This window comes from Verrucomicrobiota bacterium (genome assembly GCA_034440155.1).
Lineage (GTDB): Bacteria > Verrucomicrobiota > Verrucomicrobiia > JAWXBN01 > JAWXBN01 > JAWXBN01.
The window spans coordinates 1-17,149 of sequence record JAWXBN010000107.1 but is presented as its reverse complement, the minus strand read 5'-3'; the positions used below and the strand labels follow the sequence as shown (position 1 = coordinate 17,149).

The window sequence follows — 17,149 nt, the reverse complement described above, 5'->3', positions numbered from 1 at the left end:
GCCTTCCCACTCGATGAAGTCAAAGACCCTACCGGTGCCGGTGACTGTTTTGCCGGTGGATTAATGGGTTATCTCGCCCAAGCGGATAAACACGACTTTGAAACCTTAAAAAAGGCTGTCATCCACGGAACAGTGGTTGCTTCTTATAATGTGGAAGCCTTTAGCATGCGCCGTCTCAAGGAAATCACTATTCAGGACATATCCCACCGCGCAAACCTCATTAAGACTTACTCCTCATTTTAAATTGAATAAATCAGGACTAACCCCAGTCTGATTGAATAGATTATTTTGGATCTTTTTTATTGCATAATGTTCAAATAACAATAGGTTAAATTTATGAAAACAATGTTGTATCTATTAAGCTCAGCGTCACTTCTCTTACTCTCTCAAACACTCATCAAAGCTGAAACACTCCTCGTAAATATGGAGCCCGAAATCGTCTGGGGCTCATACTTGGTAGATGATACAATAATCACAAGAACCGGTGAAAAAGCTGAAAATATGATTATTGACTACGGTGCTGGATCAAATTTCCTTTATGCGGGCGGTCGTAAAATCGTGAAGGAAATCCCAAAAGATTATAAATTTCAAGAAGGACAAATTTATCAAGCTTCAAACCTAGACGTTTTTGCTGTTGGTGGAGAGTTTGTGACCGGAGTAGGATTACTTACCCGCCAGTTTAATATGTATTATGATGCCACATATAATATTCCTGCCGGAGCAAAAGAATTTAAATCCAAACTCCTCATCAGTGACTACGCATACCACTATACCCTACCGGGGACTCCTATTAATCAACAGAGTGTATTTGTCGTTTATATCGATGAAAAGGAAGTTTTTCGCATCCCGATTGCACGCATGACTGTAGCGGAAGGCTCAGGAGAATCTCTGGATGAGGTCACTCTAAAAATCCCGGATGGGGCGAAGAAAATCAGGTTCAACCTAGAATCTTCCGGTTGGGGTGACCAAGGCTCGACAGAGTTGATCCTTAATGAGGGGAAGTTTATCCCCTAAATTTCTTTCATCGTTTTTAATTTCCCGCACAGGATATTTCGTCAAATAAGGCGAAATATCCTTTTTTTATATCTGCTCAGCTTGATCCCTACCCCCTATATCTTGTGGGTGTCTGACTCGGAAATATTTTTATTAATAGAGCGAATTTGAATATCATCATTGACAAGTCTATTCCTTGTGTTAACCGTTATCCCTAACACTAAATATTGTAGGTACTTAATGAAGTGTCCGAAATGCGGTTGCCAAGACGATAAAGTCATTGATTCAAGAACATCACGTGAAGGTGATGTCATCAGGCGTCGGCGTGAATGCCTGAATTGCGCCCACCGCTACACGACTTATGAGCAGGTGGAAAAGGATGCCCTCTTTGTCGTAAAAAGGGATGGTCGCCGTGAGAAATTTGACCGTACGAAACTCCTGAAAGGCATAGAAATCGCCTGTCAAAAACGCCCTATTTCCCTCGAACAAATCGAAATCTTGGTGAATGAAATCCACGACGAAATCAGCCATGATCACGAACGGGAGATTCCTTCGACGGCTGTCGGGGAGCTCCTCATGCGTAAGCTCCGTAAACTCGACGAGGTGGCTTATGTCCGTTTCGCCAGTGTTTATCGGAGTTTCCGTGATATTAATGAATTCATCAGTGAAGTGAATAATTTATCCCAACCCGTGGTTGGGACCGCAAAATGAGATTAATCGACCAATCTAATATTATCATAGAATTCCCTAAAACCGGGCACCGCGCCCCGGTGAATTACGGGTCACTGGTCATCTCGCTACGTAAATCCTCTGAATCAGCCACAGGGGAAAACTGGATCCATGCCGAATCTTTTGCGCGCGCATTACTGGAGCATTTCATCTCGAATGTCCAAGAAAACATGATGACCCTTGAGACTTTTGAGGAAATTATTCGTTTTGTCTTACGTAAACTCAATCTCGATAAAGTCGCTGATCACTTCCATTACATTCCCGCCCAGTCGATTATCGACCTGAATTTACTCACAACGGGTGATGGTGTCCCTATGGAGATCGAATTCTACGAAAAGCTCCGCCGCCAAGTCGCCGATGCCCTCTCCTGCCATCCGCAGGCGCTTCATATCCGCAATATCCGCAAATGCGTTAAAACCTTGCGTGGTGCCAAACGTTGGCGCAAAAAGTGCCATCGCCAACATGATGAACTGGTCGAATACATCCGCCTCGCGATCGCCACTTATTGCAGCGAGAAAAATCTCGCCGTGATCATTAATTGATTTTGAGGAATCGGGTTTTGAACCCGCGCAATTTGCTCCCAGCCAAAGTCCATGAGGATGGTTTTAATTCCATTTTAACAACTTCTTTCCCTGATTTCGTTTCCAGCTGGTCAAAGGAATCATAAACCACAAATGAAACCTCAAGCGGACCTGAGGTGTTCTGGATAGTCTGGATGTCCACACCGAGTTTTTTCCCAGTAGCCTTCACCGTAATCAAATATTCCGAATAGAAGCCTTTCCGGTACTCGAAACTTTCCCCGTCATCAAAGACGTAACGGTACTGGGCGGTGCTCTTAAACGCTACTGACAGGAAAAGATGGAGTTCGATCTTTTTAAGGTCATTGACCTGTGTTTTCCTTTCACCTGCCTGCATCGGGACGATAGATCCTTCCCGGAAATAAAGGGGTGTTGTTTGCGCTGTTTGTTTCACGGGGAGTTTGCGCCCTCCGGTTATCCATTTCCCGTCGATCAAGGAGAACCATTTGGCCCGGGGCAGGACGACATCACGTTCCATCCCTTTTTCGGATAATACAGGGGCTTGCATGAGCGCTGGGCCGACCATGAATTGGTCACCCACCTTGCCCAAGGGCAATTTGCGCGTATCCTCAAAATCGTAAAAGAGCGGCCTCATGATCGCGGCCCCGGTGCGCTCATGCTCGATATACAGGTTATAGAGATAAGGCAGTAATTTGTAGCGCTGGCGGATATAATCACGCAATATCACGAGTGTCTTCCTGTCAAAGGCCCAAGGCTCCTGATCACGGGTTCCTGTATGTGTATGGTTCCTCAAAAATGGGAAAAGAAACTGCATTTTATGCCAGGCCACCATCAAGTCGGCTGTGGTATCCCCGCCAAATCCCCCTGCATCCGGGCCATTGAATGGAATCCCTGAAATAGCGAGATTCAACGAGATGGGAATGGCGTTTTTTAGGTGGTGTTCATTAGAAAAATTATCCCCCGTCCAGATCGCAGCATATTTACCCATTCCAGTAAACCCACTCCGGCTCAGGAGGAATGGCCTCTTGTCCGGATGAGCCTGTAAAAATCCCGCTCGCGTGGCCATCGCCATTCCTAGGGCGTATTGATTATGATAAGCTTGGTGAGGCCATTTTCCCCCGTTAAAAAGCATGGGGTCAAGTTCAGAAGCCCCGGCAGCTGGGTCATTCATGTCGAGCCAAGCCCCATAAATCCCTTGCCGCGCAAATTGCGCAACCTGCCCTGCCCACCACTGGCGTGCTTTGGGCGAAGCAAAATCGGGGAATACTGTCGCCCCCGGCCAGACAAACCCGACAAAGTCCTTACCAGAGGGGGTTTTGCAATAAGCCTTTGCTTTCGCGCCCTCATCATAGACTTTATACCCCGGATCGAGTTTGACCCCAGGATCAATAATCGGCACCACCTTGCGTCCTCGCTTATTCACGTCGGCGATTTGAGCAACAGGACTCGAAAAATGTTTTTTATCCATCGTGAAAACCCGGTATCCATCCATGTAGTCGATATCTAACCAGAGACCGTCACAGGGGATTCCATGTTTTGAAAAGTTTTTATCCAGTTTGTCGAGGCATATATGGCTTTGATACCCCCAGCGGCACTGGTGATATCCGAGCGCCCAAAGGGGTGGACGCGGGGTCACCCCGGCCAGCCGTTGGTATTTACGGGTTAACGCGTCCAAGCTCGGTCCCACGATCACATAGATACGCGCTGTCCCGTCTTCAGCCCCGAGGAAAAATGGCTGGCGTCCTTCAAGCTTCATTTGATCCCCACCGATACTGACTACGGGCGACACCCCCATAAAGCTGGCGTATGGGTTATCAATTAAAATCCCCACATAAGTATTATCTTGTTTGATAATCACATAGGGAATCGATACATACATCGGGTCAGTCGTCCCGTTAATATAGGCGTCCGCATGGAAATCCGCCCAGACATCGGTATTCCAAAATTTTGTACGCACTCCGCTCTTCTCAAATCCATTATTCTTTTCTCCCATTCCATAAAACTCTGCATTCGATGGAGGGACGAACTGCATCATCCAGCTCTTTCCACAAACTCCGAAGGCTTCTTCCTGGGTTGTTTCGAGTAATTTGCTTTTGCCTAAAGAAACAGAAAAACCGCCATGAGCCGCCATTTGCAGGCAGGCACTGCTGGGGGCTCGAAAAGCATTTAAATCCAGTCCACTGTCACTGCGGTAATCCCACTGTGGGGATCCAAATGAAATCTCAAAGACATCCTCCCCCAGATCGGCTGTTTTCAGGCTGATCTGGTGTCCGGGCAGTTTAACCCTGTTATTCTTGAGTCCTTTGGCGGGAATAAATGCGAAGTTCGGAGGATTGTGGATTTTATTAAAATACATATGAGAGGTGAGTGATTATTTTCCCTCTATCAAAAACAAAAAGCCGCGCCCATGCAAGCGGTCTTTGTTTTGATTGCGGAGTCATACCGGATTTTGTTAATCTCTTTTCCATTATGAGTGACTCTATTTTTACTAAAATCATCAATCGCGAAATCCCCTCCCCCTTTATCCATGAAGACGATCATTGTATCGCCATCAAAGATCTCCATCCTCAAGCGCTGGGGCATTACCTTGTGATCCCCAAAAAGCAAATTACACGGCTGGCTGAAGCGACCCCAGAAGACCACGCCCTCCTTGGACACCTCCTCTTGAGCGCTCAAAGGGTGGCAAAAAAGGAAGGACTCGAAGAGGGCGGTTACCGTATCGTGATTAACTCAGGCCCTAACGCCGGAGAAACAGTCCCCCACCTCCACGTCCACATCCTCGGGGGCGAACGCCTCAAAGACTCATTTGGCGCCTAACCAGACTCTCTTAACTCAAAAGAGAAAAATGGCATTGTTTGAAGTAAGTGGCATGGGCAAGATACCCATACCACGGCGGATCATTCTGAAAATGGAAGAGCCTAAAATCAGGCTTTACCATGATTTTAATCACTAACCACCGAGCAAATTGCTACGGCGGCGTCACAAGGGCCGCATCCTCGACAAAAAGCCTTACTCTCCGAGTTGGAGCTTGGCCATGTAGAAACCGTCGAAACCATCTTTGGCGACTGAGAGACGTTTTTCAGCAAGGAGTTTATAATCAGGATTCTCTTTCAGGAACCAGGCAATTTGATCTTCACCCTCACTTGGCAGAATGCTGCAAGTGGCATAAACCATGATGCCCCCGGGTTTAAGCATGACGGGGTATTTAGTAAGGATCTCGCGTTGGATCCCTTTGACCCGCTCGATTTCCTCTTGGGAAAGTTTCCATTTCGCATCAGGATTTCGTCGCAGGACACCTAGGCCAGAGCACGGCACATCCAAAAGCAGGCGGTCCGCGGATTTCTCCATTCTTTTGACGGTCTTTGCCCCATCAATAATCCGGGCCTCGATATTATCAGCTCCGGCACGAGCGGCCCGTTTACGGAGCTCATCCAAACGGCGTTCCCCAGTGTCGAGAGCGATAATCCTGCCCTTATTTTGCATGAGTGCGGATAGGTGTAGGCTCTTTCCCCCCGCCCCTGCACAAGCATCCACGACACGCATTCCGGGCTTTACATCGAGGAATGCTGACACGGCCTGCGACGCGGCATCTTGGACCTCGACATGACCATTCTTAAAAAGGTCCGTCGAGAAAAGATTAATCCTTTTCTTTAAAATAAGTGCGTGCGGGAAACGTTCATCAAACTCGGTCGGCACTTCGAGTTCTAGCAAGCTTTTAGCGACATGATCCGGTGTGGTCTTGAGCAAATTGCACCGGACGACCAAGGTAGCTTTTTGATTTAAAGCCATGAGTTCCCGGCCCCAGACAGGGCCGAGTTCTTTTTCACCGAGGGTATCCATCCAATCAGGAACCGACTGTTCGACCGCTCGAGATTTATGGGACTTGCGGTTTTTCCGGATATCCTTGTCGTCAAGGGGGGCGAATTCCACCCATTTGGGTAACTCCATCCCCGCCAGGACTATTTGTGCACCAAAGAGTTTCCAGAGTTCCATCTGGGTAAATCCTGTTTCTTTGTCGATCCCGATACAAAATCCCAAAAGTCTGCGCCAGCGGACGATCTCATAAACATTCTCCGCAATAAACGCCCGGTCGCGGGCTCCACGGCGTTTATCCTCCTTCAAGACACGTTCGAGCACCTTGTCGGTGTAACGGCCCTGATTAAAGACTTCGTTCAAGGCCCAAATAATGGGATCACAGAGATTTCGGTGGATAATAGCCATAACAGGCTTTCACTCTTAAGCCTTGAATACGGGGAATACCATCCGAAAAATCTTCTATTCGAAAAATAAAATGTTTTCAAAGCGATCCGACTTTGTTCATTCTGCCCCTTCAAACCCCAACAAAAAATATTTTTTCCTATGAGCGCAAAACATTATCTTGGAATCGATCTTGGAGCAGAAAGCGGGCGCGTCATGCTCGGCACCTTAGAGAATGGAAAAGTCTCCCTCGACGAAATGCACCGTTTTCCCAATGTCATCATCAATGTCAATGGCACCTTGCGCTGGGATGTCTTGCGCCTTTTTGATGAGATTAAAAAAGGAATCGCGAAGGTCACCGCCCAAGGAATCCAGCCCCGCAGTCTTTCATCCGATACTTGGGGTGTGGACTACTGCCTGACGGGGAAAATCGAACCTCTGGTGGGAACCCCCTATAATTACCGGGACAGCCGCACCGACGGGGGATTTGAACGCGCTTTTGCCGTCATGAGCAAGGAAGATATCTATAAAGAAACCGGTATCCAATTCATGACTCTTAATACCCTTTACCAGCTCCACGCCCATAATTCATCGGACCCCGCCCTGCTCAAATCGGCGGATAAACTCCTTTGTATGGGCGATTTCCTTAATTTCCTTTTCTCCGGTAAAGCGGTCATGGAGGAGTCTCTCGCCAGCACCACCCAGATTTACAACCCCAAAAAACGTGCCTGGTCGAAAAAAATCATCAGCAAATTCAAGTTCCCAAAGCACATCTTCCCCGATGTCCTTCCCTCCGCCACGCGGATCGCCCCGGTCCAGCCCCAAGTCGCTCACGAGCTCGGCCTGACAAATTGCGAGGTCGTGGCGAGTTGCTCCCATGACACCGGGGCTGCCATCGCTGCGGTCCCTGCCACGGGCAAAAACTGGGCTTACTTGAGTTCGGGCACCTGGTCCTTGATGGGCGTCGAGCTGACTAAACCATTTGTCAAAGACTCAGCCCTGGCTGCGGAATTCACCAATGAACAAGGCATCGACGGCACCACCCGCTTCCTTAAAAATATCATCGGCATGTGGCTCGTACAGGAATGTCGCCGGACATGGGAAAAAGTCGGGCACCATTATGATTACTCGATGCTCACCCATATCGCGTCCGAGGCCAAACCCTTCGGTTCACTCATTAACCCGAATGATGCCCGATTCCTGAAACCCGGCGATATGCCCTCGAAAATCCAGGGGTTCTGCCGCGAAAAAGGTCAGGCCGTCCCAGAGACCCATGGTGAGATCATCCGTTGCGCACTCGAAAGCCTCGCATGTCTTTACAGTGTGACCCTGGAAAAAATCTCTGAGGTCACCGGCAAAAAAATCAAAACCCTCCATGTCGTCGGGGGCGGGATTAAAAACGAACTCCTCCAGCAATTCACCGCGGACGCCTGCGGAATCACTATCGCCGCCGGCCCGGTCGAAGCCACCGCCCTCGGTAATATCCTCATGCAGTCCCTCGCCATGGGTGACATCCATAACCACGAGGAACTCCGCAAAATCGTCAGCGACTCGTTCCCAGTCAAATATTTTGAACCAGTAAACCAAATCTCTTGGAAACCATTTATTGAACGTTTCCGCGCAATTTGCGGGTAATCAGAAATGAATACTGAGTAGTGTTACTCGGACGCTTTATCTTTCATCGACGAATTGCCTCAAAAGGTTTCCGACCTTGATTTTCACGAATCTCCAGGGCTTGCTGGATGCATGCAAAAGCTCAATAAGCCTCATTCGTTCATGATCTGTTTGAGCTCCACACATCATTTCCATCCAAGAAATGATGGAGTAGAGAGGATCACTATATCTGCTGATTTCTATCTTTGCCTCATTGACTCCTTGGAGATAGTCCATCAAGACATCACTATCGATGACCGCCTTCATGATTTCCACTCCTCACGCAGATCGTCCACGATCTTCCGGCTATCCCCACGATTTTCCCATCCCCCAAAGGCCTGTTCCCTGCTTTGAGTCTGTTTTCGAGCGAGCATTTCCCCCAAGGCCCTTTTAAATCGCTTCCGCGCGAGAGATTCCTTCTGATTTGCAAAGCTCAGCAAGAGCATTCACCTGATCTTCAGGGAGTTCTATAATTATTCTCATGATGACATCATCATATATCATCTCGACGAAATTTTAAAGTCTGATCTCTTAAAAGGAATGGAGAGAAGGGCGGATGCGGAAGCAATCTAGAATCCCCAGTGGAGTCCATATCCGCATAAATCCCCCCCCAAGAGAAATTTCCGCTTTGCCAGCTTTACCGCTTCGTGGTTTACTCACCGGTTCAATTATGCGACCGCAATATCCATTTCCAGAGATCGAACCCAAATGGCAGGCTTTTTGGGATAAACAAGAAACTTTCCGCGCGTGGAACCCGGGCGAGAATATCCCGGAGGCACACCCTTTTGCTACGCGGCACGGTGCAAATTGCGCCAAGGGCCAGCTGCCCCCGAAATTCTTCTGCCTCGACATGTTCCCCTACCCGAGCGGCTCAGGCCTCCACGTGGGTCATCCCGAGGGGTACACCGCCACCGACATTGTCAGCCGATTCAAACGGATGAAAGGATTCAACGTCCTCCACCCGATGGGCTGGGACGCCTTCGGCCTGCCGGCTGAACAATACGCCATCAAAACCGGCCAGCACCCGCGCGTCACCACCGAGCAAAATGTCGCCTATTTCAAGAAACAACTCAAAGGGATCGGATTTAGCTACGACTGGTCACGCGAGGTGAATACCACCGACCCGGCTTACTTTAAATGGACCCAGTGGATTTTCCTTAAACTGTATAATTCATGGTTCGACCCGGCGACACAAATTGCCCGCCCGATTACGGATCTGCCCATCCCGGCGGATTGTGACACTCCGGAAAAAAAACGTGCCTTGATCGACAGCAAACGCCTGGCTTACGTCAGCGAAGCCCCCGTAAACTGGTGCCCCCAACTCGGGACCGTGCTGGCGAATGAAGAAGTCATCGACGGAAAAAGCGAAGTCGGCGGGTTCCCCGTCGAGCGCCGCCCGATGCGCCAATGGATGCTCCGGATCACCGAGTATTGCGAACGCCTGATTAACGAACTCGACCTGGTGAATTGGCCTGAGAGTATTAAACTCCTCCAGAGGAACTGGATCGGGCGCTCCGAGGGTGCCGAGGTGCAATTTGCTCTGGAGAATCCGATCGAGAAAATCACCGTTTTCACCACTCGCCCCGATACCCTTTTCGGCGCGACGTATATGGTGCTCTGCCCCGAACACGAGCTAGTCGACCAGATCACTACCAGCACACATGAAAAAGCCGTGGCGGATTATAAACAATTTGCCGCGTCAAAATCTGATCAAGACCGGCAGTTGGCCAAAGACAAAACCGGTGTATTTACGGGAGCTTACGCGCTTAATCCGGTGAATAACGAAAAAATCCCGATCTGGATCGCTGACTATGTCTTGGCTGGTTATGGCACAGGCGCGATCATGGCCGTGCCGGCACATGACGAACGCGATCTGGAATTTGCTCAGACATTTGGGCTGCCAGTCACTCTCGTCGTCCAAGCCCCCGCTGGACAGGAATCCCTTGGCTTCTGTGGGGATGGCACTGCGGTGAATTCCGGACTCCTCAACGGGCTTTCGACTCTCGATGCAAAAAACAAAATTGCGGCTTGGCTGGAGGAACACGGGCTGGGGAAAAAGACGATTAATTACAAACTCCGCGACTGGCTTTTCAGTCGTCAGCGTTACTGGGGTGAACCTTTCCCGATCGTCTGGGTCGGCAAAGAGCATTTTGCTCTGGATGCTCAAACCATGCCATTGATCCCACCGGACATGGACGATTTTAAACCCACCGGCACGCCAGAGCCCCCACTCTCCAAGGCCGGTGACTGGCTCGATGTCCAGATCACGAATCCGTACACCGGCGCAAATTGCGCGGGGAGACGGGAAGTGAATACCATGCCTCAATGGGCAGGCTCCTGCTGGTATTACCTGCGTTATACGGACGCACAAAATGCGCAGGCTTTTGTTTCCCCTGAGGCGGAAAAGTACTGGATGCATTCCAGCCTGGACCCGAAAGAAAAGGGCGTCGATCTCTATGTCGGTGGTACCGAACACGCCGTTTTGCACCTGCTCTACGCGCGTTTCTGGCATAAGGTCATCTTTGACCTCGGGCTCGTCACGACACCTGAGCCTTTCTACAAACTCGTCAATCAAGGCCTGATCCTCGGTGAGGACGGGCAAAAGATGAGCAAATCGCGCGGAAATGTGGTGAACCCCGATGACGTGATCAAAGAATACGGGGCTGACTCCCTGCGCCTGTATGAGATGTTCATGGGCCCGCTGGAACAGGTAAAACCCTGGAGCATGAAAGGCGTCGAGGGAGTTTACCGTTTCCTTGGCCGTGTCTGGCGCCTCATTATGGAGGAGCAGCAGGATGGTTCCTGGTCGCTCTCGAGCAAATTGCGCGACTCGGCCCCCACCCCAGGCCAGCTCAAGGTGCTCCATGCCACGATAAAAAAAGTCGGCGAAGACATCGAAAATCTCTCGTTGAATACTGCTATCGCCCAGATGATGATATTTGTGAATGAATTCACCCCACTGGAAGAAAGGCCACTTGCCCCACTCAAGGAATTCCTCCAGCTCCTGAGTCCTTTTGCCCCCCATATCGCAGAGGAGCTCTGGGCAGCGATCCATTCCGCCCCGCAATTTGCACTGACCCCGGCAGGACACATCCCGTCGATCAATTATGCCCCATGGCCTGTTTGCGAAGAAAAGTATCTCGTCGAATCCGAAGTCGAGGTCGTCATCCAGGTCAATGGCAAATTGCGCGACAAGATCATGTTGCCCAAAGGTACTTCACGCGAGGAATCCGAGGCGAAAGCCATGGCTAACCCGCGTGTGAAAGAATTCACCGAGGGGAAATCAGTCAAAAAGGTCATTGTCGTTCCTGATAAACTTGTCAATATCGTCATTGGTTAGTCGCCCAACTTTTTTTAAAAAAAAACGGAAGTACCCTTATGCCTAAAGTATTAGTCGTCGAAGATGATCCGAGTATCCGCCGCGTGATCCAAGCGCGGTTCGACCAAGAAAAATGGGAAGTCTTTCTCGGTTCCGACGGTCAGCAAGGCCTCGATCAAGCCATCAAAATACTTCCAGATGTGATTATCTCGGATATCATGCTCCCGGTGATGAGCGGGCTGGAATTAATCGAGCGCCTGAAAGCAAATCCTGCCACAAAAAATATCCCTGTCGTATTCCTCACCCAAAAAGGGGCCGCCGCTGACATTGTCAAAGGCCTCCAGCTCGGCGCCGCAGATTATGTGCGCAAACCTTTTAACCTAGCAGAACTCCAAGTCCGTGTCGAAAAAGCCATCGACTCGAGCAAACTCCCCTCCATCAAAGAATCTACCAAACTCAAAATCGCCGGGCGCGAGTTCCGTTCCCGTCTGATGGTCGGTACAGGGAAATTCTCGTCAAATGCCTCCATGCGCCATGCCCTCGAGGTCAGTGGGGCCGAGATCGTAACTGTCGCACTGCGCCGGGCGAATCTCTCAGGCGAACACGATCCTTCCGCCGACATACTGGATTTTATCGATCCGAAAAAATACCTGATCCTGCCTAATACCAGTGGCGCACAAAATGCCGAGGAAGCCATTCGACTGGCCAAACTCGCCCGCAGCGCGGGTTTACCGAACTGGGTGAAGCTCGAAATCCATCCCGACCCCCACTATTTGCTCCCCGACCCTGTGGAAACCTACGAAGCGGCAAAACACCTCGTCAAAGAGGGTTTTATTGTCCTGCCTTACATAAATGCCGATCCGGTCCTGGCCAAACGCCTCCAAGACGTGGGCTGTGCCACAGTCATGCCCTTAGGTGCACCTATCGGGTCGAACCGCGGCATCCAGACCCGCGCACAAATTGAAATCATTATCGAGCAAGCCAGTGTCCCCGTCGTCGTCGATGCGGGCATCGGAGCCCCGTCACAAGCCGCTGAGGCCATGGAAATGGGTGCGGACGCCGTACTGATTAATACCGCCATCGCTATCGCCCCTGACCCCTGTGGCATGGCAAAAGCCTTTGCCAAAGGTATCGAAGCTGGCCGCGAAGCCTTCGAGATCGGCCTCGCCGGCCAATCATCAAAAGCCTCTGCCACGAGTCCTCTGACGGGGTTTTTGAAGTAAAACGACATACCCCCTGTTTTTTCAAATCACCATCACAATTATTACCATTTAATAGAATAACTGTGAATTATCGAACTTAGTGGTTGCTTTCTTGAATAGCCCTGTTAAGCGTGGACATGAACACACCCGCTGGATTCTTTTATTGAAGGATTCACGGACAATCAAGAAAAAATCAAGAAAGCAATATGTCAGAACAAGTTACAGGTACAGTTAAATGGTTCAACGATGAAAAAGGGTTCGGATTTATCCAACCTGAAAGCGGTAAAGACGTTTTCGTTCATCACACCGCAATCAACGGCAGTGGCCGTAAAACCCTCCGTGAAGGACAACGTGTTTCCTTCACGATCGTTGATGGACAAAAAGGTCCTCAAGCAGAGAACGTTACTGCAGAGTAATCTCATTTAATCTTTTCGATTAATTTTTTCCCGGCAAAGCCTCACAGCCTTGACCGGGATTTTTTTTACCTCCGATACTCGTCCAGAAAATGGGAAAAACACTCAAAAAGTTTTATGACTGGGCTCTAGCCTCATTAAATTCTCGCTGGGGTCTGGCCGTTTTTGCATTGATTACCTTCCTGAATTCCTCCCTCCTGCCGATCTCCCCCTATTTCATGCTCATCCCCATGTGCCTGGCAAAACCGAAAAGGTGGCTACTTTATTCAGTGGTCGCCATTATCGCCTCTGTCATCGGTGGATACCTCATGTGGATTCTCGGATATTTCTTTTGGGAAGGATTTCAAGGGTTCGCCACTGGACACCTGCCCTTCCTCCATCTGGATAAGGTGCCGCAAATTGCTCAAGAATACAGTGACGCTACCTTCTGGAGCATCGTGGTCGCCACCCTCAGCCCGGTACCGTATAAAGTCGTGGCCCTCGCGTCCGGCCTCGCCCATGTCGACCTCTGGGATTTCACCTGGGCTTCCGTCATCGGTCGCGGTTCCCGCCTCACCCTGACGGCATTTATCATCGCGTACGGCGGACCCAAGGCACGTTCCTTGATCACCCGCTGGACAGGAATGAATAAAAACAAACGCCCGAATTAACCCCGCCTCCTTTTGATTGGATTCCCCGTCCTCATCTATGATCTACCGCATGAATCTCACTTGGAAATGAAACGAGAGATTCCACGATCAGTGAATCAAACGTAAAAATACTTCTATAAAAATAGTTAGGATTGATTTTAAGGCCGTTTACCGCAATTTGCTTCACCGGAATTAAATCCATATGAACGAGTCCCGCTTGAAATTCAAATTAGAAGCCCGCGCCACGGGTTCACGTGCGCGCGCCGGGACATTCCACACCCTTCATAATGAGGTTAAAACCCCGCTTTTTATGCCCGTGGGTACCCAGGCCACGGTCAAGGCCCAGCTTACCCAAACCCTAGAAGATGCCGGCTCACAAATCCTACTCGCGAATACCTACCATCTTTTGCTCCGCCCGGGTCCTGAGGTCTTCCGGCGCATTGGTGGTATCCAGAAATTCATGAGCTGGCCACGTTCCGTCCTCACCGACTCAGGCGGATTCCAGATATTTTCTCTACCGCACTCGCGTTCCATGAGTGAGGCGGGCGCTATTTTCCAGAGTTACATCGACGGGAAAACGATCCTGCTGAGCCCCGAACTGAGTATCGGCACACAAATCGCCATAGGCAGCGATATCATGATGGCCCTCGACCAATGTATCCCCTCCACTGCCGACGAAGCCACCGCCCGCTCGGCCTTGGGCATCACACACCGTTGGGCCGTCCGCAGCCTCGCCGCACGTGCAGACTCCCCCCAATCCATGTTTGGCATCGTCCAAGGCGCCCTTTTCCCGGATTTACGCAAACAAAGTGTCGCTGAACTTTGCGCGATGCCTTTTGACGGATTTGCCATCGGCGGCTTAGCTGTCGGTGAGGCCAAAAACGAGCGCGAAGACACTTGCGAGCTCACGGCCCAAATGTTACCCGAGGACAAACCTCGTTACCTCATGGGTGTGGGAACTCCGCTAGATGTATTAGAGCCCGTCGGCCTTGGTGTGGATATGTTCGACTGTATTATCCCGACACAAGTCGCCCAGCGCGGGGCGGCCTTCACCTCCCGGGGATTTCTCCAGCTACGGCGCAGTGTCTATAAATTCTCCGACGAAGCACTCGACCCCGCATGTCATTGCCCCACATGCAGCCGTTATTCCCGCGCCTACTTGCACCACTTAGCCAAAACCGGGGAAACCCTCGGCTGGCAACTCCTCGGCAAACATAATATCCATTTCTACCACCAGCTCATGCGCGATATCAGGCAGAGTATCCTCGAAGACCGTTTTATGGAGCTCTACCACCAGAAACGGGTTTTTCTGCATGCACCCGACTGTGATCATCCGGTCATTGCGGTAAAGCCCGGGAAAAAACGCCGTCCTGTCCTCGGGGATTACACGATCCACATCGCTTATGAAGGATTCGCCAGCATCAAACACATTCCCTCCGGCGAGATCATGCATTCCCGCACCCCTCCCATGGAAGAGGCCAAGAGTCTTTATGTGGAACAATCTTTCCTGTCCGAACGCATTCGTCAGACTGCGGATAACGAGGCGGGGGAGCTCGTCATCTGGGATGCCGGTCTGGGGGCCGCGGCCAATGCCATGGCGGCTATTCAATGTTACGAGGCTGAGGCGGCAAAGGGACCTGTCCGTCCGATGCACATCATCAGCTTTGAAAATAATCTCGACTCCCTGAATCTCGCGCTCAACCACCGTGATCTTTTCACTTACCTGCGCCATGGGGGCCCAGCCGGAATCGCCCAAAACGGGCAGTGGCAGTCGAAACAATTCCCCGGTCTGTGTTGGACTCTTTTCAAAGGTGATTTCCTCGAGACCATGATGCAGGCCCCACTCCCGCCGGATTTGATTTTCTACGACATGTATTCAGTCAAGACATCGGGGGAACTCTGGACATTCGATGTTTTCCAAAAGCTCTTCAGTATTTGTGGTCATAAAGCCGCCGAGCTTTTCACTTATTCGTATTCCACCGCCTCCCGTGCTGCCCTGCTCGCGGCGGGATTTTACCTCGCCAAAGGTCGTGGCACCGGGCAAAAGCTCGAAACCACCATCGCCATGACCACCCCCGCCCTCAACGGCCCATTCCAGTCCCGCCGTGAGATGCTCTCCGAAGAGTGGTTATCCAAATGGAACCGTTCCTGCGCAAAGACTCCCGCGGGCATCCCACCTGAAGAACACGCGGCTTTCGAGACACTCATCCGTGGACATCCCCAATGGAAGCCACCTCTCCCTCACACACCGAGCGAGGACGCTCGCCCGGAAAAGTAATCCGGAGCAATTTGCGCGTAATAATGAGGAATTAACGATCATTGTTCTTGATCAAGGTCTGCGCTCATTCCTAGACTCAGGCCCCAGCACGAAAAAGGACTGTCTATGAAAATGGAAAAAAACTGCAACGCGGAGATCACGATCGGGGAAGAAAAATTCACTTATCCCATCTATGAAGGATCTGAAGGTGAACGCGCCCTGGACATCCGCAGGCTCAGGAAAGAAACCGGACTGATTACCTACGACCCCGGCTTCATGAATACAGGGGCTTGTTCGAGTGCAATCACCTTTATCGATGGTGAAAAAGGTATCCTACGATACCGCGGTTATGACGTAGCTGATCTGGCCGAGAAATGTGAATTCCTTGAGGTGGCCTACCTACTTGTCCACGGTTCACTACCAAATACGGAACAAAAAGCGCGTTACTCGAATCTCCTGAATATCCACTCGATGATCCACGAGGATATGCGCGAGTTTTTCAGTAATTACCCTTACCACTCACATCCCATGGCGATCCTTTCAGCCATGGCCGTCTCCCTCTCGTCCTTTTATCCCGAGCTCGGCAAGGACATCAAAGAGGATCTGGATATGACTGTGACCCGTCTCATTTCAAAGCTCAGGACCATCGCCGCTTTCTCCTTTAAGAAATCGATTGGGGAACCCGTGGTTTATCCGCGCCACGATCTGAAATATTGTGAGAATTTCCTGAATATGATGTTCGACTCACCCGTGCGCGAGGAGGCCTTTGATCCTGTCATGGTCGATGCTCTAAATAAACTCCTCATTATCCACGCGGACCATGAGCAGAACTGCTCCTCCTCCGTCGTCCGGGCTGTCGGTAGTGCCGGGGCAAATCTTTATGCCTCCATCGCCGCTGGTATCTGCGCACTCTGGGGCCCGCTCCATGGGGGGGCAAATCAACACGTCATCGAAATGCTCGAAAACATCCAGAAAGACGGCGGCGACATTAATGCCGTCATCGAAAAAGCAAAGAATCCCCGGAGCCCCTTCCGCCTGATGGGATTTGGCCACCGCGTTTACAAATCATACGATCCCCGCGCAAAAATCGCTAAAAATATCTGCAAAGAAGTCGTTAAAAAAACAAAGAGGAATGATCCCCTCTTAGATATTGCTTTTGCCCTCGAGGAAAAAGCCCTGTCCGATCCGTACTTCCAAGAGAGGAATCTTTATCCTAAT

Annotated in this window: 15 protein-coding genes and 1 pseudogene; 13 read left to right on the top strand and 3 right to left on the bottom strand. The window is 50.5% G+C overall.

Annotation, left to right across the window (positions count from 1 at the left end; translation table 11 throughout):
* The 4 genes from SGI98_11430 to SGI98_11415 form a co-directional block, all read left to right on the top strand.
* The coding region (locus SGI98_11430) for a PfkB family carbohydrate kinase (protein ID MDZ4744013.1) at positions 1-243 on the top strand (243 nt) is incomplete at its 5' end.
* A 93-nt stretch (positions 244-336) separates the two neighbouring features.
* Positions 337-1,014: a hypothetical protein gene (locus SGI98_11425; protein ID MDZ4744012.1), complete on the top strand. Its 678-nt coding sequence runs from the start codon at positions 337-339 to the stop codon at positions 1,012-1,014.
* A 219-nt stretch (positions 1,015-1,233) separates the two neighbouring features.
* Positions 1,234-1,704 carry a transcriptional regulator NrdR gene (nrdR, locus tag SGI98_11420; protein ID MDZ4744011.1) on the top strand — a complete coding sequence of 157 codons (471 nt, stop codon included), beginning with the start codon at positions 1,234-1,236 and terminating at the stop codon, positions 1,702-1,704.
* Positions 1,701-2,264 (top strand): hypothetical protein, encoded by a 564-nt coding sequence (locus SGI98_11415; protein ID MDZ4744010.1) that lies wholly within the window; start codon positions 1,701-1,703, stop codon positions 2,262-2,264. Before nrdR ends, SGI98_11415 begins: the two co-directional genes overlap by 4 nt.
* Here SGI98_11415 and SGI98_11410 read toward each other — a convergent pair.
* Positions 2,257-4,617 carry a glycoside hydrolase family 31 protein gene (locus SGI98_11410; protein MDZ4744009.1) on the bottom strand — a complete coding sequence of 787 codons (2,361 nt, stop codon included), beginning with the start codon at positions 4,615-4,617 and terminating at the stop codon, positions 2,257-2,259. The two genes, SGI98_11415 and SGI98_11410, sit on opposite strands and share 8 nt — an antisense overlap.
* A 113-nt stretch (positions 4,618-4,730) precedes the next feature.
* On the opposite strand from SGI98_11410, the gene SGI98_11405 reads away from it, so the two are divergent.
* Positions 4,731-5,078, top strand: coding sequence for a histidine triad nucleotide-binding protein (locus tag SGI98_11405; GenBank protein ID MDZ4744008.1), 348 nt, complete (start codon positions 4,731-4,733; stop codon positions 5,076-5,078).
* A 192-nt stretch (positions 5,079-5,270) separates the two neighbouring features.
* Here the strand turns inward: SGI98_11405 and SGI98_11400 are convergent, their stop codons facing one another.
* Positions 5,271-6,482 carry a class I SAM-dependent methyltransferase gene (locus SGI98_11400; GenBank protein ID MDZ4744007.1) on the bottom strand — a complete coding sequence of 404 codons (1,212 nt, stop codon included), beginning with the start codon at positions 6,480-6,482 and terminating at the stop codon, positions 5,271-5,273.
* 138 nt (positions 6,483-6,620) lie between these two features.
* On the opposite strand from SGI98_11400, the gene SGI98_11395 reads away from it, so the two are divergent.
* Positions 6,621-8,093 carry a rhamnulokinase family protein gene (locus tag SGI98_11395; protein ID MDZ4744006.1) on the top strand — a complete coding sequence of 491 codons (1,473 nt, stop codon included), beginning with the start codon at positions 6,621-6,623 and terminating at the stop codon, positions 8,091-8,093.
* 36 nt (positions 8,094-8,129) lie between these two features.
* Here SGI98_11395 and SGI98_11390 read toward each other — a convergent pair whose 3' ends face one another.
* Positions 8,130-8,378, bottom strand: coding sequence for a hypothetical protein (locus SGI98_11390; protein MDZ4744005.1), 249 nt, complete (start codon positions 8,376-8,378; stop codon positions 8,130-8,132).
* Between the two features lie 403 nt (positions 8,379-8,781).
* On the opposite strand from SGI98_11390, the gene leuS reads away from it, so the two are divergent.
* From leuS to SGI98_11355, 7 genes and pseudogenes are all read left to right on the top strand, one after another.
* Positions 8,782-11,451 carry a leucine--tRNA ligase gene (gene leuS, locus SGI98_11385; protein ID MDZ4744004.1) on the top strand — a complete coding sequence of 890 codons (2,670 nt, stop codon included), beginning with the start codon at positions 8,782-8,784 and terminating at the stop codon, positions 11,449-11,451.
* 38 nt (positions 11,452-11,489) lie between these two features.
* Positions 11,490-11,822 (top strand): annotated as a pseudogene (locus SGI98_11380) (response regulator).
* Positions 11,823-11,867: 45 nt separating this feature from the next.
* Entirely contained in the window at positions 11,868-12,653 is a 786-nt protein-coding gene (locus SGI98_11375) for a thiazole synthase (protein ID MDZ4744003.1), read from the top strand.
* A gap of 185 nt (positions 12,654-12,838) precedes the next feature.
* Positions 12,839-13,048 (top strand): cold-shock protein, encoded by a 210-nt coding sequence (locus SGI98_11370; GenBank protein MDZ4744002.1) that lies wholly within the window; start codon positions 12,839-12,841, stop codon positions 13,046-13,048.
* A gap of 89 nt (positions 13,049-13,137) precedes the next feature.
* The gene (locus tag SGI98_11365; GenBank protein ID MDZ4744001.1) at positions 13,138-13,695 is read left to right on the top strand and encodes a VTT domain-containing protein; all 558 of its coding nucleotides are present in this window, start codon (positions 13,138-13,140) and stop codon (positions 13,693-13,695) included.
* Between the two features lie 181 nt (positions 13,696-13,876).
* A complete protein-coding gene (gene tgt / locus SGI98_11360) occupies positions 13,877-15,952 on the top strand; it encodes a tRNA guanosine(34) transglycosylase Tgt (GenBank protein MDZ4744000.1) in 2,076 nt (691 codons plus the stop codon).
* A gap of 105 nt (positions 15,953-16,057) precedes the next feature.
* A partial coding sequence (locus SGI98_11355; GenBank protein ID MDZ4743999.1) for a citrate/2-methylcitrate synthase occupies positions 16,058-17,149 on the top strand: 1,092 nt, incomplete at its 3' end.

Excerpts from the sequence above, each read along its gene's own strand:
- SGI98_11390 (MDZ4744005.1), bottom strand. The coding sequence starts at position 8,378 with ATGAAGGCGGTCATCGATAGTGATGTCTTGATGGACTATCTCCAAGGA.
- nrdR (MDZ4744011.1), top strand. The coding sequence starts at position 1,234 with ATGAAGTGTCCGAAATGCGGTTGCCAAGACGATAAAGTCATTGATTCA.
- SGI98_11370 (MDZ4744002.1), top strand. The coding sequence starts at position 12,839 with ATGTCAGAACAAGTTACAGGTACAGTTAAATGGTTCAACGATGAAAAA.
- SGI98_11410 (MDZ4744009.1), bottom strand. The coding sequence starts at position 4,617 with ATGTATTTTAATAAAATCCACAATCCTCCGAACTTCGCATTTATTCCC.
- SGI98_11400 (MDZ4744007.1), bottom strand. The coding sequence starts at position 6,482 with ATGGCTATTATCCACCGAAATCTCTGTGATCCCATTATTTGGGCCTTG.
- leuS (MDZ4744004.1), top strand. The coding sequence starts at position 8,782 with ATGCGACCGCAATATCCATTTCCAGAGATCGAACCCAAATGGCAGGCT.
- SGI98_11395 (MDZ4744006.1), top strand. The coding sequence starts at position 6,621 with ATGAGCGCAAAACATTATCTTGGAATCGATCTTGGAGCAGAAAGCGGG.
- SGI98_11405 (MDZ4744008.1), top strand. The coding sequence starts at position 4,731 with ATGAGTGACTCTATTTTTACTAAAATCATCAATCGCGAAATCCCCTCC.
- SGI98_11425 (MDZ4744012.1), top strand. The coding sequence starts at position 337 with ATGAAAACAATGTTGTATCTATTAAGCTCAGCGTCACTTCTCTTACTC.
- SGI98_11415 (MDZ4744010.1), top strand. The coding sequence starts at position 1,701 with ATGAGATTAATCGACCAATCTAATATTATCATAGAATTCCCTAAAACC.
- tgt (MDZ4744000.1), top strand. The coding sequence starts at position 13,877 with ATGAACGAGTCCCGCTTGAAATTCAAATTAGAAGCCCGCGCCACGGGT.
- SGI98_11365 (MDZ4744001.1), top strand. The coding sequence starts at position 13,138 with ATGGGAAAAACACTCAAAAAGTTTTATGACTGGGCTCTAGCCTCATTA.